Source organism: Congregibacter litoralis KT71 (genome assembly GCF_000153125.2).
Lineage (GTDB): Bacteria > Pseudomonadota > Gammaproteobacteria > Pseudomonadales > Halieaceae > Congregibacter > Congregibacter litoralis.
On the sequence record NZ_CM002299.1, the window covers coordinates 717,640 to 734,245 of the forward strand.

General features: G+C 58.5%; 12 protein-coding genes. 3 read left to right on the forward strand and 9 right to left on the reverse strand.

The genetic code is table 11. The features are described 5' to 3' along the window. Nucleotides 1-189: 189 nt before the first annotated feature. Nucleotides 190-2,685 (reverse strand): EAL domain-containing protein, encoded by a 2,496-nt coding sequence (locus KT71_RS19610; RefSeq protein ID WP_023659893.1) that lies wholly within the window; start codon nt 2,683-2,685, stop codon nt 190-192. A 222-nt stretch (nt 2,686-2,907) separates the two neighbouring features. Here KT71_RS19610 and KT71_RS03270 point away from each other — a divergent pair, with 222 nt between their 5' ends. Further along, the gene (locus tag KT71_RS03270; protein WP_023659894.1) at nt 2,908-3,432 is read left to right on the forward strand and encodes a hypothetical protein; all 525 of its coding nucleotides are present in this window, start codon (nt 2,908-2,910) and stop codon (nt 3,430-3,432) included. 9 nt (nt 3,433-3,441) lie between these two features. Further along, nucleotides 3,442-5,037, forward strand: a complete 1,596-nt coding sequence (locus tag KT71_RS03275) for a cation:proton antiporter family protein (protein WP_008292892.1) — start codon at nt 3,442-3,444, stop codon at nt 5,035-5,037. Here KT71_RS03275 and KT71_RS20745 read toward each other — a convergent pair. The 8 genes from KT71_RS20745 to KT71_RS03315 all read right to left on the reverse strand — a co-directional run bounded on the left by KT71_RS20745 (nt 5,028) and on the right by KT71_RS03315 (nt 15,745). Beyond that, nucleotides 5,028-5,171: a hypothetical protein gene (locus tag KT71_RS20745; protein ID WP_238549452.1), complete on the reverse strand. Its 144-nt coding sequence runs from the start codon at nt 5,169-5,171 to the stop codon at nt 5,028-5,030. The two genes, KT71_RS03275 and KT71_RS20745, sit on opposite strands and share 10 nt — an antisense overlap. Before the next feature lie 94 nt (nt 5,172-5,265). Beyond that, nucleotides 5,266-6,567 carry a serine hydrolase domain-containing protein gene (locus KT71_RS03285; protein WP_008292890.1) on the reverse strand — a complete coding sequence of 434 codons (1,302 nt, stop codon included), beginning with the start codon at nt 6,565-6,567 and terminating at the stop codon, nt 5,266-5,268. 85 nt (nt 6,568-6,652) lie between these two features. Then, entirely contained in the window at nt 6,653-7,672 is a 1,020-nt protein-coding gene (truD, locus tag KT71_RS03290; RefSeq protein WP_008292889.1) for a tRNA pseudouridine(13) synthase TruD, read from the reverse strand. Between the two features lie 150 nt (nt 7,673-7,822). Beyond that, nucleotides 7,823-11,962, reverse strand: a complete 4,140-nt coding sequence (locus tag KT71_RS03295; RefSeq protein ID WP_008292888.1) for a midcut-by-XrtH protein — start codon at nt 11,960-11,962, stop codon at nt 7,823-7,825. 238 nt (nt 11,963-12,200) lie between these two features. Next, nucleotides 12,201-13,073 (reverse strand): spermidine synthase, encoded by an 873-nt coding sequence (locus KT71_RS19615; protein ID WP_008292887.1) that lies wholly within the window; start codon nt 13,071-13,073, stop codon nt 12,201-12,203. A 36-nt stretch (nt 13,074-13,109) separates the two neighbouring features. Next, nucleotides 13,110-13,877, reverse strand: a complete 768-nt coding sequence (truC, locus tag KT71_RS03305; protein ID WP_008292886.1) for a tRNA pseudouridine(65) synthase TruC — start codon at nt 13,875-13,877, stop codon at nt 13,110-13,112. A 115-nt stretch (nt 13,878-13,992) separates the two neighbouring features. Beyond that, a complete protein-coding gene (budC, locus tag KT71_RS03310; protein WP_008292885.1) occupies nt 13,993-14,775 on the reverse strand; it encodes a meso-2,3-butanediol dehydrogenase in 783 nt (260 codons plus the stop codon). A 181-nt stretch (nt 14,776-14,956) separates the two neighbouring features. Further along, complete coding sequence (locus tag KT71_RS03315) at nt 14,957-15,745, reverse strand: thioesterase family protein (protein WP_008292884.1); 789 nt, start codon at nt 15,743-15,745, stop codon at nt 14,957-14,959. A gap of 143 nt (nt 15,746-15,888) precedes the next feature. On the opposite strand from KT71_RS03315, the gene KT71_RS03320 reads away from it, so the two are divergent. Continuing rightward, nucleotides 15,889-16,590 (forward strand): class I SAM-dependent methyltransferase, encoded by a 702-nt coding sequence (locus KT71_RS03320; RefSeq protein WP_238549475.1) that lies wholly within the window; start codon nt 15,889-15,891, stop codon nt 16,588-16,590. Nucleotides 16,591-16,606 lie beyond the last annotated feature (16 nt).

A 16,606-nucleotide genomic window follows, 5' to 3' on the forward strand; every position in this document is an offset into this window, starting at 1 on the left:
AGTAGGCACAGATCATTGCGCGCCCGCGGCAGCGACAATCTCAGCACCACGGAAGACAACCCGCAGCTGGGAATAAGGGTCGCCCGTGAACTCGAGGGTTTCTCCTGCCCGCTCCAGGGAGAAGAGGGCAATGTAAGGCTCGCGAAAGTCGAGATCTAGGACCCGTGGGCAAAATTACCGGGGAGGCAGTTATTTGGGTCCCTGCCAATCCAGGAGACTGTCCAGGGGCATGGGTCTGGCAATATGAAAACCCTGAATCACACTGCAACCCTGAGCGATGTACAGGTCTTCCTGCTCTTCAGACTCGGCACCCTCGCCGACAACATCCAGACCCAGACGATGGGCCATGGCAACAATAGAGCCGATCACCACCGCCCGCGTGGGCGAGCCCATCGCTGCAAGCAACAAGCTGCGATCAATCTTCAGCTCGTCGAAGAAGTCGCTGCTGAGATAGCTGAAACTGGAGTAGCCCACGCCAAAGTCATCGATCGCCAGGGTGAACCCCAGGGCGCGAAGATTCAGCAGCCGCTGGCGGATCACCGAGGCTTCGGCCAATTGCCGTGACTCCGTCAGCTCCAGTCGAAGCCATTCCGGTTTGCCGCCAGCGGTGCGTACCGCCGAGTTCAGGTCGTCGACCAGAGTGGGACTCCCCAATTGTACCGATGACAGATTGACGGAGATTCGCAGATCCTCACGCACCCAGCTCGGCATACGCGCCCGGAGCGCCTTTGCCGCCTGGGTTGCCTCAACCACCGCCCATAGCCCCAGTTTGACGATAAGCCCTGATTCTTCAGCGAGGGGGATAAACTCTGCGGGTGATACGGCGCCCAGTTCGGGGTCGCTCATACGAGCAAGCAATTCGATGCCGTGAAGACGGTTACGCTGAAGGTCCCATTGGGGCTGGAAGGCGGGAAACAATCTGCCGTCGGTGATCGATGCCTCCAGTTCCCGACGAATCTTGCTCCGTCGATCCCGCCGTTGCTGACCACTCTCATCCAGGGCAAGAACGTGGTTTTTGCCCGCGGCCTTGGCTTCGAGGAGCGCCTGGTCCGCCCGCCGGAGAAGTTCCTCTGCTGTGCCCGCGTCCCGGGGACCGATGGCAACGCCAATGCTGCAACTCAAGTGCAGGGGAAAACCATCGATAACCAGCGGCTCTACGACCGAATCATTTAACTCCCGGGCCGTGGCCATAACCTCATCGGGCGTGAGGAGGTCCGGGAGAAGCACGAGAAACTCGTCACCGCCAAAACGCGTGACGGTGGCCCCCGGTGGTGCATGTTGCTCCAGGCGCCGTGCCGTGGCCACCAGGAGGTGATCGCCCGCGAGATGCCCGTAGGAGTCATTCACTTCTTTAAACTCATCCAGGTCGATAAAGAGTACGCCCAGATGGCTGCCCGCGATGGACGCATGCTCGAGACCTTTCTCCAGCGCCGTCTTGATGGTTCGCCGATTGGGCAGTCGGGTTAACCAGTCATGGTTGGCCCAGTACTGCGCCTTTTCCTGCGCGGCCTCGCGCTCAAGCACCTGGTCCTGTAACTCCGCGGTGCGTTGCTGTACCCGCTCTTCCAGCTCTGCGCGCGATTGCTCGAGTAACTCACTGGCCGCCCGCTCACGCATGAGTTCGGCTTTGGACTCAAGGTTGCGCAGTCTGGACGCCGCCTGCTCATCAAGCCAGTGGCGTTCTGATAAGCGCAACGCCCGTTCACTTTTTAAGGCAGCACCGAGGTCACCATTCGCCTCCTGCGCTTCTGCGAGGGCCGACCAGAGTTCAATCTCTATGCGATGTAATCCCTGCGCATGCGCGGCCTCCATGGCTTGCTCAAGGGGTTCGTAGGCCTTGTGAGGAGAGCCGCTAAGCATCTCTACGCGGCCGACGGTCAGCAGATAATCGATCCACTGGTTGCCATCCGTTTCAGGATTTAAAGCGTCTCTGGCGCGGGCAAGAAGCGAACGCGCCTCATCGAGTTCTCCCACGCCGGCCAAAGCCATAGCCAGATTGGCATCGCAGTTAGCCACGCGGAGGCGCGCTGTCTGGGGATCGTGAAGTGCCTGCTCGGAACGAAAAAATGCTACGGCCTCGGCGTAGTCTTTTCGAAGAAGCCGGTTATGCCCCAGATTGCTCAGAACAACCGCGTAGGCCTCGCCGTGGGGGATGTTTTCGAGGAGGTCCCGAGCGCGCTCCAGGAGGTCCCGGCCTTCATCGAGGCGGCCCGCGTGGCTTAAGACTGCGCCAAAACGGGAGAGCAGCGCGGCCTCTTCGCTGGCGTCGCCGAGGGTTTCTACAATAGCAAGGGCCCGTTCCAGGGCCTCGAGGCCTGTCTGCAGGTCTCCCACCAGATAGGCGAGCACGGTGCCGTAATCCCGCCACGCTCTGCAGGCTGAGGGTGTTGGACCCTCCTGATCGAGAATCTCTGCGGCTCGTTGAAGCTGCTTTGAGCCTTCATCGACTTTGCTGAGCAGGCAGGCAGACATGCCCAGCGCGTGATGTGCCCGTCCGGCGATGCTACTGTCGGGCTCCGCGGCTTTGAGAACGTCGGATGCCAACTGGTACGCTGCGGGCGTGTCCGGGTTGAGTAATTCGAAGGCCCGGTCAACGCTGGCGTCAAAATTACCCCTCGCAAACTCTGCGGTCTGTGCAGATTGTGCAGAGATAGACGATTCGGCTGATGATTGATGTACCGCCAAGATGGGCTCCATCGTTTAGAAGGTGTACCGCACGCGCTAATAATAGTGCTTGAGCCCTATTAAATGTAGGTTTTTTAAGCTCTATACCCCGGGCTTAAGGCTGCTCCTGAGCCCTCGCGACCTTGCTGTCTGGCGTCGCTGATGGTTTCTTTGCGTCAGCTGCCGCAGCGTTGGCGCATCAGAGTAAACTTGTTTTGTCATTAACCATCGGCGGGAGTCTCCATGAGAATTGTTACTGTTTTATTGATGCTGTTTTTTTCGGGGGTCGTTTCGGCCCAGAGTAACCCTAATGTCGACAAGGTGCGTCTGCCTCAATGCGAGAAGATAGCCGACCTGAAGGAGGCACTATCTAAAGTCGAACGTATGAAGGGTTTCAGCGAGGGTGATGACTACAAGTTTCTGAAAGGCTTCGGAGAGCGGTGCGGTCGCTACAAAGTGCGCTCCCGCAGTAATTACACGCTTCACAGTTATCACAATGCCGATGACAACATTTTCGCCATCTACCGCATCACCGGGGGCAAGGGTTACGAGGGTGGCAAGGTGGCGGGCTTCGTCGCCAACAGCGTGTATTCCAAAGAGGGTTGGCGCATTGCGCGCGGCAAGGAATGCGTGCTCACAGCACAGAGCGGTCAGTGCCTGTTACCGCGCAAATGTCGCGCCGTTTCAAATTCAAGTTTTGTGCAAAAGCTGAAGTTGGATGAGTTCGCCGCGCCCGCGTATTGCTACGGCGTGGGGGAGGATTTCTAGAAGCGCTCCATGGAACTGTCATGGATAGGCGTGGCCCTGGTATTTGGGATCATCGCCAAAAAAGTAGGGCAGGCGCCCCTGCTGGGGTTTTTAGCCGCCGGGTTTGCCTTGGCGGCCCTGGGAGTGGATCCGGGGCCTGCCCTTGATGACCTCGCCAACGTGGGGGTACTCCTTCTGCTTTTCGCCATCGGCCTGAAGCTTGACCTGCCCTCGCTGGTGCAGCCCCATATCTTTGCAGCATCTTTACTCCACACGGGATCGATGCTGCTGATTGCCATGGCACTTCTCTATGTTCCCGTCGCCCTGAATCTGGGGCCTTTCGCCGGTCTGTCGCTCACGGCATTGGCGCTCCTTGGCCTGTTTACCGCCTTCTCCAGCACGCTCTTTGTGGTCAAAGTGCTGGAAGAGCGCGAGAATATGAATGCGCTCTACGGACGCGTCATCATCGGTTTTCTGGTGATGCAGGATCTTGTTGCCGTGGGTCTTCTCGCGGCGTCCAAAGGCATCATACCCAGTCCCTGGGCCTTCGCACTCTTTGCGCTTATTCCTCTGCGTCACGTTCTCGGTCGTCTGCTGGACTGGTGCGGTCATAGGGAGCTTCTTGTTCTGGCAGGACTTTCTCTGACCCTGGGTGGGGCGGCGCTTTTTGACCTCGTGGGTCTCAAAGCAGATCTGGGTGCCTTGGTGGCCGGAGCGCTGGTGAGCAAAGCACCAAAGGCCAAGGAACTCAGCAACGTCTTGCTGGGCCTCAAGGATCTCTTGCTCGTTGGCTTCTTCCTGACTATCGGGCTTACCGGGCTACCGACTATCGACGGTGTCGCGGTCGCCGTGGGCCTGCTTTTCCTGTTGCCTATCAAGGCGCTTCTCTTTCTTGCGCTATTGATGGCCTTTGGCCTGCGGGGACGCAGTGCCCTGCTTGCGTCTCTGGGGCTCACGCCCTATAGCGAGTTCGGACTCATTATTGCCGCCATGGCCGTTTCCAAAGGTTACTTGGACCCTTCCTGGATCGTGACCCTGGCTGTGGCCATGGGTCTTAGTTTTATTCCTCTGTCGGTGGTTAATGGGCGGGCTTTAGGTTTGTATCGCAGGCTCCGGGCAGGCCTTACACGGTGGGAGCGTCGCAGGCTTATTCCCCCCGAGCGTACGGTTCCTGTCTCTGATGCTACGGCGCTGGTTTTCGGTATGGGGCGGGTGGGGCGCAACGCCTACGAGGCGATACGCGCTGTCGTTGGCGACACGGTGGTGGCCTTTGACGTGGATAATCAGGTGGTCGCAGAGCAGCAGGCCCTGGGTCGACGGGTGTTTGAGGAGAGCGCGACGGATGCGGATTTCTGGGAACGCCTGGGCGTAGACCGCGAACAGGTACGTCTGGTGATCCTGGCGATGCACAGCCACGAGGAAAATCTGATCGCCACGGAGCAGTTACGTTTGGAGGGCTTTACGGGGCAGGTTGCATCGACGGCTCACTTCGACGATGAGGTGGCAGCGTTGAAGGAGCGCGGTGCGGACCTGGTGTTTAACGTTAATAGAGACGTCGGTCCCGCGCTCGCGCAGCAGTCCATGGTCCGGGCGGCTATGACACCGCCGACAGAACTTCAGTTCTGATCCAGGGGATTTCTTCGCAGCAATTCATGGGTGAGACGCTTTTTGTATCGACGCTGCCGCCTGCGCGCCTTGGCGGGGTTGGCTCGCCAACCCCTGCGTTTGTCCTTAACCAGATCGTCAAGATCCTTCGCCATCTCTATGTATTCTGCATCTGCTTCGTAGGTGCGCCTGACCACAAGCCGCCTCCCAGCGCGCTGAATCTTTATTGGTTTTACGGTAAAAGAAGGGTCATTGGTTTGCTTCGATGTTTGCGACACACTTCAGTACTTCGGCCTGGTACAGCTTTCCCCGCTCGTTAAGAAAGTCGAGCATGTGCAGAGAGGTAGGTACAAAGGCAAAGCCGATCTCCGCCTCCGGATGCCACTGAAAAATGGAACCCCCGAGACCCATCCAGCCATAAAAACCCTCGCGCCCGTCATTAAAGGCTTTTTCCAGGAGCGTGCTGTCTTTGGTGATAGGAAGAAACTGATCCACCCCTCCCTGGGTGAAACGCGTGAGGATGACACCGCCCATTTTTGCGGGCAGAGGGGCCTGGTGTAGCGCCTGCCAGCCGTCCTCATTAAGGCATTCGACGGTATCGAGCTTGCCACCGGCGGCCATCATGGCGGCAACGCGCGCCAGACCGCGGGCAGAACTGTGAGCGTTAGCGGATGGTGTCTCTCCCCGTCGCATGCGGATATCGTTGAAGAAACTGATGCCAGTCATGCCGCGAATGGGGGGCGGAGCCTCTGATGCGTTGCCTTTTCGCAAGGAGGGCAACACTTTCAGCAGGCGTGCCATGAGTTGGACAAAATTGTGAAAGACTTTGCGACCGAAAATCCTGGGTCGCAGACTCGCGCGCAAATGGGCGCCGAAGCTCAGCAGCTTAATATCCGCAACGCGCTCAAGCTGTCTGTCGTTCAGCCCCACGGCAACATCGGCATTAAGGGGGGCACTGATTTCTTCTTTTACAAACTCGCCAATGGTGCGGCCCTGAGGATCGACTCTTCTAAATAGCTCATTGGCTATCCAGCCTCGGGTGACCGCATGGTACTCGCGTTTTCCCGTGGCAGGGGAGCGGAATCGCTGGACCTGTTTTTCAATAGTGCCGCCAAGACTATTGGCCTTGATGTTATCGGGAAGCAGATCGTCAAGGTCAACGGATCTGTCAAAGCCCGCCAGGCCCGCTTCGTGACGCATCACATCAGCGACGGTAACCTGGTCTTTACCGCCGCCTTTGAACTCCGGCCAGTGATCACTCACCCGGGCGTCGTAGCGAAGGAGTCCCTTGCTCACCAGAGATGCGATGGCAATCGCCTCGAGGCTTTTACCGCTGCTAAAAATGTTGACCAGGGAGTCCGCGTTGAAGTCGGGGTCTGCGTTTTTTGAGGCCCACAGGTCAACGACCTTTTTTCCCCGGTGATAGACGCAGAGCTGGGCGTTTTCCTCCGCCAGGGTTCGCATCTGCTGTTCAAAAAGATGGCCCAGGGATTCAAAGCCTGAAGCCGTCGTACCCTTTACAGCGCCGAAGGATTGCTGTGTTTGATTCACTATCTTTTCCTGTTGCGTTTGGCTGGCATGTGCCGCTTGCCCATCTATTGTGTCGTTTTAATGCGGCCGGCAGGGTCGCCGTCATTTAGCTATCTGGCGCTGTCACAACGTCACATACTTCACGAATAACGGCGGTGGCAAAAGCGCCTCTATCCAGGGTAAAGGACAGAATAAGGCTGTCCTCGTTGAATTCCTGACGCAGGTCTCTTATGGGGAGGCGCAGACTTCGGGTGCCCTCTTCAACCCGTCGCTTGGTAAGTGCAGTCTGCCAGAGTTCCGGTTCGATGTTTGAGCCTTCACCGGGTAAACGCCCCGCCGGATGCACATCCATGGTATCGCAGCGGTGTCGCAAGTCTTCGTCGATTTCCGAAACCTCAAAAACACTCTCGGTGCCGTCGAGCTTGGCCTGGTCGCCGGCCACGAGGTGGTTCCAGGTTCCCGCTTCAACGCGCGCCGCCAGGACTTCATTGAACACAAAGGAGCGGACAGTGGATATTGCGAGGCTTCGCTTGTGACGAGGCAGGCGCTTGCCCCTGGCCCAATCGTTGGCAAGCTGCAGATTGCCGACCTTGTGCCCGAAGCGCTGCTCGCCGAAATAGTTGGGCACTCCGGAATCTCGAATCGTCGCCAGACGACGTTCAACGGCATCGCGGTCGATTGTGGTCGTCAGGCGCAATACGATGCGAAAGTTGTTGCCGCGGTGGGCGCCGCGGCGAAGTTTTCGTCGGTGCCGCTGACAATCGATAAGACGTGCCCCCGGAATATCGAGGCTCTCCCAGGTCGGTGTGTTCCATCGGGGGACACTAAACCATTGTCGGGTCACGGCGTGGCGGTCCTTCAAGCCCGCGTAACCCACGTCTTTTGCCGGGACCTCGGCGTACAGGGCCAGCTGGCGAGCCACCCATTCAGTATTTACTCCGATTTTTTCAATCCAGAGATAGTCGTGTTCGCCATCATCACTGAATTCCCAGCCGAGGTGCTCGGTGACCTCGAAGTCCTGGGGAATCGAGCGCAGCTGAGCAGAAAACAGGGGGGATCCGTGGGCACGGGGCCAGTCCGGTAGGGTGATGGGGGCTGCCTTTGTTGTCGCGGAGAGAGCGGCCATTCTATAAGCTGGTCTGAATCTACAGCAACGGTAATTCGTCTCGCCCTTGCGGGGCTAGAACCTTTCCCAGGGCTCTCCCAGAGCGTGGGGTGACGTCGCGCAGGTGACGCACCCCCGTTCCGGAATATCCGTCAAAAGTTCCTGTAAGTCTCAGAAGAGGCAGCATCCCCGATAGAGATCGCCGGCGTTGTTCGCCCAAAAAAAGCTACTGGTACTGCCTGCACCGATGGCCACTCCGCTGGCATTCATGGGATTCCAGATACCGTTTTCGCGGAAGTAGAGCTGGCCACCCCCATAGCCCTTGTCATCCAGGCTCGCCACGAAGGCGCGGCTGTTGGCGTTTACCGTAATATCGGCAGCCAGGAAGCTCCGGAATTGGAAAGTGCCGCCCGCGGTGTATTCCCAGACTTCAAAGGAGTTATTGATCACCCAGGCGCGGCCGTTGCCACCGACGTCGATACGCTGCGCCGCACCGTTGATGGGCCGCCAGTTAAAGCTTACCTGCCCGCGGCCCGCATAGGGTGCCCGGTAGATTCTGTAGCTGCCATAGAGGGGCTCCGTGCTGGTCACCCAGATGTTCCCGCCCCCCACGCCAACGTCCGTGGCAAGAATGTTTGACTTCTTCCAGGTGCTGGCGGTATCCATGATGGCATAGAGTTCACCGGTGTTCGTTACCATGTACGCGCCGCCGTTGGGGTCGGCGTCTATGCGACGCCCGACGACACCGGGTGGTAAACCTGCGCGCACGCCACGATAGAACCTGGAGTTTCCGCTATTGATTTCTTTCCAGGGAGTGCCATCGGTGTCCAGAACCCAGCGGTTGTTTGATATCGGGTTGTGCCCGACGGACACGTCGAGGACATCAAAGGGCAATCCCTGGCCACTTAATACACTGAGAGTCCGCGTTGATGGGCCACTACTCCCGCCGATAAGGCTTCTAAACTCGTTCGAGACGTTGTTGAGGGCGTTGCTAAGCGCTCCTGACGGGTTACTGATGAAATCACTCACCAGCTGTACCGCCTGTGCGACTGCTGCTGCGGCCTGTTCCGCGGCAGCTTGAGCCGCTTGGGCAGCTTCTTCTGCTGCCCTTTGCGCTTCCTGGGCCGCGGCTTCGGCCCGGGCCTGTGCGTCCGCCAGATCGATAGCCGTCTGGATGGCGGTACCGACGCCCGGCAAATCCCGGCCAACGTTGAGGATGTCTTCCGGCGCATCAATAATCGCGCCCCCTGCAAATTTGACCCCGTCGATACCCAGGCGAGTCACTTCGTTCTCGGGCAGCAGGCTGTTGCCGAATTCCAGGAGTTCAACTGCGCCATTAAACGCGTAGACGACGCCATCGCGCACGAGAAAATAGATGTCCTCGGCGCAGGCGAGAAAGTCCGCAGGATCAGGTAGCGATGCCGTCGGTATGAAGACGACATTACCTGGCGAAAAGCTTTGGCGTGACCCGGGGGGCAAAGAGGCCGAGGCTGCGATCGCCAGAGGTTTCGCGCAGTCTCCGGGCAGGGCAAAGTTCACAGAGTTCGCGCTGAAGTTGAGCGTGATGTTGGTTCCAGGTAGTGATCCGCCGGCAAACTCTCCCTCCAGGACCATACCCGCGCCCGAGGGTGAGCCAAAGAATTCGAGTTCTGCCGTCGGACTCAGGGCGCCGAGACTTATTCCTGCAACAGCTCCAAGGTCGAGAGCGGGATTACCCGTCACCTTGCCGCTGGCGCCGCTTTCCGACGCTACGAATTCCAGAGATCCCATCTCCTGGTTGAATAGCTCTGCTGTGCCCCGTAGCTCGACATGCGGACCCTGCACGCCGTCTCTGGATTCGGCATCCGGGCCCAGTATGACCATGTTAAAGACGCTGAAATCGGGGAATGGATCTCCGGATTTAAAGCTACCCACGAAACTGGCGAGGGCATCATTGCGAATAGCGACAACATCCAGAGGTAGTGCGTTCATCGGTGATATTGCCGTCGTAAAGAAGTCATCGACGGTATCAAAAGCACCCACGGCGCCGGCAGCAAGACGGGGATAGCGGGCCTCGTAGGCCGCTATAAACCTGAGGTAGGCATCCATGGTGATATCCCGCGCACCAAAGCCGATTTGTGCTTCCCGGTAGGTTCGAGGGTTTCGGGATACCTTGAGGGGGCCCCGATAGAACAGGGACACGGGATTGCTCTCGAAGGAGCCTACGCCCCAGAATCCGAAGGTATTTTCTGAATCGTAGTAGACGGTGGTATCCAGCAGGGTCAAACCCTGAATGCCCGCGCTGTCGCTCCATAAGTCCGCGTGGGCCAGCTCGATGTAATTGACCGGCTCTTCTTCTTCCTCTTCCTCCTCACCCGGTGCCTGTTGCCAGTTGCCGCCCCGGGGTTCCAGCGTTGGCCCTTCCAGCTGCTCCGGGGGTAGCTCCCGACCTGTGGTCATGACGATATTGCTTGTCGGGTAGTGCATTGCGCCAACTACATCTGCCAGCAAGCCTCCCAGGGTGATTTCCGCGGTGGCGTGGTAGCCGGCCTTAAGTCGAAGGGTTCCGCTATAGGATCTGTTGAGTGCATCGGCGAGTGCGCTGGGAACGTCCTCCGGAAGCAGTGCATCGGCTTCGTAGCCGGTCTGCACCGAATACACGATGGTGTCCGTCAGGGTTGTCTTTCTTGCGGGGTCGATGGAGTCCAACTGGGACCAAACGCCCGATGGGGTGGGTTCAAAGTCACCCTCGATGAGACCCAGAACGCGAACGGGGATGGAATTGCCGGTAACAAACTGAAGAAAGAGGTAGGACGAGCCGCAGGAGCGCACCGTCCAGCCATTTTCCGTAAACGTCTGTTGGGACTGCTGATTCAGGACGTCGAGCTGCGGGCGTGGCAGAAAATCGACGATGCCCTGTCCAAAGGAGAAGTTAAACGGACTACAGGTGCTTGGTGCGCCAATGCTCGCCAATTGATCTTCCGTCAGGTTTGCATCAGGGATCCACTCAGTCACCTCGACGGGAACCGACGTGGGCTTTGCATTGAGCGCGGCAAAGTTGATGCTGTAGTTCCCTGGCTCACTGGCCGTCACGAGCAATTCACAGTCCTCGAAAGGTGCCAGCTCTGCCGGACAGTCGGTGATGACATTCAGCTCCGGGGAATGGGTAATGGACAAGCCCTCGGTGGACAGGTCGACAAAGTTCTCATCCTCTAGGTAGTTGATCAGATAAAAACGCATGAAGCCGTCATAGGCTTCGAAGCTGCCGCCGGTAAAAAGATCATCACCTCCAGACATCTCTGTGGGGATCAGGCCGTCGGATAGCACGGGCGCTGGCTCCCCGGGGGCTGGCGGAGGCTCCGGCGCAGGCGCGCCGCCCAACAGAATACGTTGTCCGTCTTCGGTGGTGGGCGGCGCCGGCGGTGGCGGGGGCGGAGGATTGACAGGGGCCTCGGTAGCAAAGGTATTGGAACCTCGGGCAACAATATTGGCCGACAGCTCGTTGGACTCGGCGGTGACCTGCAGAGTGCAGGACTCGCCGGGCTGGAGTTCGCTCGGGCAGTTCCCCGCCACGCTAAACTCCGGCCCAAGATCCAGGCTCACATCCTGCGCGGGGACAGGCGATGAGGACGAGTTTGTGATGGTGACATCGAGGCTGTCACCGGGTGCCTCGAGGACAATCTCCCGGGGCTCGATGAGCAGAGTCGCCTGGCTCTCCTCGGCAACTTCGGCACAGACTTCGTGGACATTCAGGGCACACTGTTCACCGGGGTTGAGCTCCAGTCCTGTCGCGCACAGAGGGTCACTGCCCATCGCCTCAATAGGCGCGCCCAGAGGAGACTCCAGGCCCGAAGGAAAACACTGATCGTATTGAGGCAGGGTCACCGACTCTAATCGTAGTCGCACATTGGCGTTGTTGGCGAACGTCGCTACCTCAAAGGACACTACCTCGCCCCGCTCGATCAGTGGGAATACGGCGATTTCTACTTCCTCGCCCTCGGGATTTGAAAAGGCAAGTTGCACCGCCGCCCTTACCTCGGAAAACTGCGTCGCACCAGTGACGAGTAGGCCCAGTGAAAACAATCCCGCAAAGGCCCCGCGAAGTTGCGGGCGCCGTCGCAGGGTGATTCCGGTAATTACGATAAGCAATAGCGCGAGAAGTCCCGTCGCCCAGGCATTGAGACCCGGCACGGAAGCGGGTGGAAGGGGGGCTGGCGCGGTTACGATCTGACCGTAGGCCGGCAGGCACAGCAGCCAAAGCACCGCTGCGCGGAGACAATCACGGGTCCTCTCAATGAACAAGACGGCGGTCCTGACAATGAATGCGGGCATAAAAAAGGTCTCAGCAGGCTTATCGGATGCGAGCCTCAACCCGCCACGGTCGAGATGCTACAAAGGCAAGGGGGAGGGTGCAATCAGTGATGCATTTTTTGTGCGTTGGATCGCAGTCATGAGCGGGAGGGTAAGCGGGAGGGGCAGCGCGAGGGGCAGCATGGCTCCGGTACTTACGATTGAGCGCCGGCGGCAAAGCCAGGGGGCAACACTATCTCTGCGCCCATGCAGGGCCTGTTCAACGACAGTTGTCCGCTCTGCGGATATGCTCTTTCATTCCTTCTAATGTTGCTCCCTCACCGACGGCGTTCTGGACCCACTGCAGGAGGTCTTTTCGTCGAGGCAGCGGTTGGTCAGCCAGAAGGAGTACGTCATTCAGGCTGGGCCTGCTGCGTAAATGCAAACAGAAATCGTAAAAGCCCATCAGTCGTTCTGCCACGGCCCTTGCTGCAAAGTCGCTCTTGATCGCTATGTTCGCTACAACAACGCCGCCCTTGGCGAGATTCGCTTTCACGTCGCTGAAAAAACGATGCGTGGTCAAGGCATCAGGAAGTTGATCGGCGTCGTAGGCATCTAGAAAAATAAAGTCATAAGCCGCGCGCTTTGTCTGTACAAAATCGACAGCGTCCACCACGTGGATCTGAAGCTTCGGGTCTTCATTCAGGCCAAAAAAATCGGTAGCTGCCCGGGCGACGACGGGATCGATCTCCAGAGCATCGATATAGATGTCAGGAAACCGAGCCTGGATAAAAGTGGCAAAAGCGCCGCCGCCCAGGCCGATCATTAATAAGCGATCCACCTTTTTTGGCACCGCCAAGCCGATGGCGGCGCTGCGCAGGTAGGGCATGGGCAACTGTTTAGGGTGCCCGGGTCTTATACGGGTCTGATCGCGATCATTGATATCGCCGAAGCGGAGGGAGCGATAGCCACCCTCATCGACCACAAACACTCTGCGGTTGAAGGTGCTGGAGGCCTCAAAGACCAGCTCGCGTGTTGCCGAAGAGGCGGCGGTGGGAGTGACGTCTTCCTGGCTTACATCCACAAAACCCAGGAGCGCGCCGATCATGCCAAGAATGAGCAGCGCTTTTCTTGTGCTGGAGCTATGAGGCATGGATTCCTCGCAAGTAGGGTGAGGTGCGCGCCATCATCACGGTAAAGCGCCGCCGTCATTAAAACCTGATTCCTTTAGCCAGCCGAAGGTGGCCAATAGGCCCTCGAAGGCAACACCAGGCCGAGCCCGCAGGCTCAGAGATCCTCCCGAGGCACGGTGGTCAAAGCTCAGGCCGGTGCAGGCCAGCAGTAAGCGAGGGCAATTGAGCGTTTCGGCAAAGAACCGATTGTGAACGCCCTTGCCATGATTGGCATCGCCGATGATGGGATGGCCAATGTGCTTCATATGCCGCCGCAGCTGATGTTTGCGGCCCGTGTGGGGGCGCAACTCCACCAGGGAGTAGCGTGCCTGGGGATAGCGATCCACCGCCACGGGCCACTCAATTTGCGCGAGCCGTCGATAATGGGTGAGCGCCTCCTGGGGCGCTTTGCTGGTATTGGCCCGTTTATCTGCAATGGGATCGCGCTTCTCGGTTAGCGCATGGTCGATCGTGCCATGGCCCGGGGCGTAGCCGCGCACTACCGCCAGGTACTGCTTTGACACTTCCCGGCGTGCGAACTGATCAGCCAAACGTTTCGCCATTTCTGGGTTCAACGCAAAAACGAGCAAACCCGATGTCGGTTTATCAAGCCTGTGAACGGGAAACACATGCTGCCCGATCTGATCGCGGAGCAATTGCAGAGCAAAACGCGTCTCCTGGCGATCAATCTTGCTTCGGTGCACCAAAAGCCCGGGTGGTTTGTTGATCACCACCAGGTCGCTGTCGCGATAGATGATCTCTAGCCGCTCCGCGTCGGGATGCATTTCCGGCGGACAAATTGCGCCGCTGCTTTGGGGGCGTTGGGTCTCTCCTGACCCCGATTGGCCGGCAGGTGCTTTGGCGCGAGGGCCCATGGCAGCGTTACCGAAGCTTTGATGCTTACAAAAGCGCCATAAAATTCGGCTGCCCGTTGGATGCACTCACACCACCATCAACGGGCAGGTTGACCCCTGTGATAAAGCTGGCGTCTTCGCTGGCAAGAAACGCAGCCGCCGCCGCGATATCTTCGGGTTCGCCAATGCGACCGAGGGCCACGCGCTGCATGAAGCCCTGCATCAAGGCGTCGTTGCCAGTGATGTCCTCGACCATGTCAGAGCGGGTGATCGACGGGTTGATCGCGTTGACCCGGATGCCCATGCCCCCAACCTGGAGCGCGAGTCCTCTTGTGAGGTTGGTCACCGCACCTTTGGATGCGTTGTAAACCGGGAGCAGGGAATCTCCGCCGATACCCGAAACGCTGGAAATGTTAACGATGGATCCCGAGTTTTTCTGCAGATGGGGGATCGCAGCGCGGCAAAGGTAGATAACGCCCTTCACATTGATATCAATAATGCGGTCAATCTCATCGTCGCTGGTTTTATGGAGCATGGAGGAACCGCCGACACCGGCATTGTTTACCAGCACGTCCAGTCCACCAAACTTTTCGACAGCCGCGGCGACAATCTCGTCGGCAAAAGCGCTTTTGCTGACATCACCGGGAACGACAAGGGTACGCTCGGCTTCAAGTGTTGCCGCGAGTTCCTCGCACTTTTGGGCATTGCGCGCATTGATGATGACGTTGGCTCCCTCGTCATGGACGCGTTTGGCGATACCCGCGCCAATACCGGTGGACGAGCCCGTCACAATAACGGTTTTGCCAGCAAAGCGTGTTGATTGAGTCATGGTGAGCCTTTTCGTTTGGGAGCTAGTGGGGGTGGAAAGACCCGCACAGTATGACCGGACGCCGATCGTTTATCACGCCGTAGGATGGCGCGGTCTGACGAAGAGCCCATGCCTTATTTGTTCTATGATCCTGTCCTGTTTAAGCCTGTGACGATCCCTGTCGGCTCTATGATCTACTTTTTTATCCAAACATCGTTACCGTTTGTCGCCCCTTCGCCACCAATTCGCCCTCGCTGTTCCAGATAGACATGTCCTGGGTCGAAAACCCGCCGCGAACGCATTCGGCGCTGGAACGGAAAAGATACCAGCCGTCCTCGGTCGAAAGGTCGTCGGCGACGATATCAATCATCCAGGTCACGCTGCTCACCGCTACGGGCTTCGTGGCCATAGTGAGGGCCGCCGGTGGAAGAACATCGCCGATGCAAAGCAGCCCGAGGTCAGACCCTCGTGCCGAGGGATCTTTGTGCCGTGCCCACCAGGTCATTTCTGGCACTGACGCACCGGACATGGGAATACTTCCACCCGCAGGCACGATGTCAAAGTTTCTGATGAACACAGGGCCGCCCTTCGCCGCAAGATCAAGGGCGTTCGCGAGGTCCGGGGCCGTAACCGCGTTTGCCGGTGAAGGCTCGCAGAGTACGGCGGAATCGCGCGTATCCGAAAAAGTCAGCAACGCCTCGGTTGCTGATGTTCCACCGCTACTGAGGGATGCGCGCACCGTCGCCGCGGTGCGGCCAGATCTGAGCAGCTGTGCCGTAGCGAGGATTTCATCGGCGCTGGGCCCTACGAAAGATATCAACGCCGAGCGAAGCTTCCTCGACTCACCCGTGAGTTCTCGGGCGGCGTGCAGCGCGACACTGCTAGTGAGGCCGCCATAAAGCGTTCGGTCTTGTTTCCAGCTGTCAGGGGCGTTCAGGCGCAGGGCGTCTGAATCGCGGGTAGTTGCCGCGAGGAGGTCGGTGAAAAGCACAGAGAAAACTCCAACAAGATCGGGTGTCTACTCTACGCAGACAAAGCTCCCGCAGATGAGAAGCGCCACAGGCGGAGCGATTATGAGGAACGGGGCTGAGTGCCTTGGGTGTTATGAACCGCGAGGCCAGCCTTTGTTTGGCTATGACCTCGTTGGCGCTGTTGCTCGCAATCCTGCCGGATGATGATGAACGTCTCCGCTTTGTCGCCGGCATCTGCTCTAATGGCGTCATGGATTATTACCGGCAACACGCGCAGATGCTCACGGAGCAGTACAACAGTCTCTCCCCGGGCGTTGTGCACGCTGCTTGGAAGCACCTGCTACCTAGGGAGCCGGGTCTAGCCGCCGATATAGGTGCCGGAAGTGGCCGCGACGCCAACTGGCTGGCGAGCCTGGGTTGGGACGTGGTGGCAGTAGAGCCCGAAGTTGCGTTCCGGCAGCGCGCAATGAGCGAGAGTCATCCCCAGGTAAGTTGGCTGGATGACAAGCTGCCCAAGCTCCATCGTCTCAGGGATTCGGACACGCGCTTTAACCTGATTCTCGTCAGTGCTGTATGGATGCATTTGTCGCCCCGGCAACGCGAAATCGCCTTCAGGGTTCTGAGCAACCTCCTGGCCCCGGGTGGTCTGCTGGTGATAAGTCTACGGCATGAGCCAGATGCCGGGGTGCGCGAAGCCCGAAGTTTTTACGAGGTCTCCTCGGAGGAGTTACTCACTTTTGCGAAACAGCGTGCGTTGGTGCTCACTGTACGCCAACGCAGCGCGGACGCGCTGGGACGGGACGGGGTCAGCTGGGAAACCCTGTGTTTCCGACTACCCGATGACGGTACGGGTAGTCTGCCCTAACTGAGGCACATTCAGA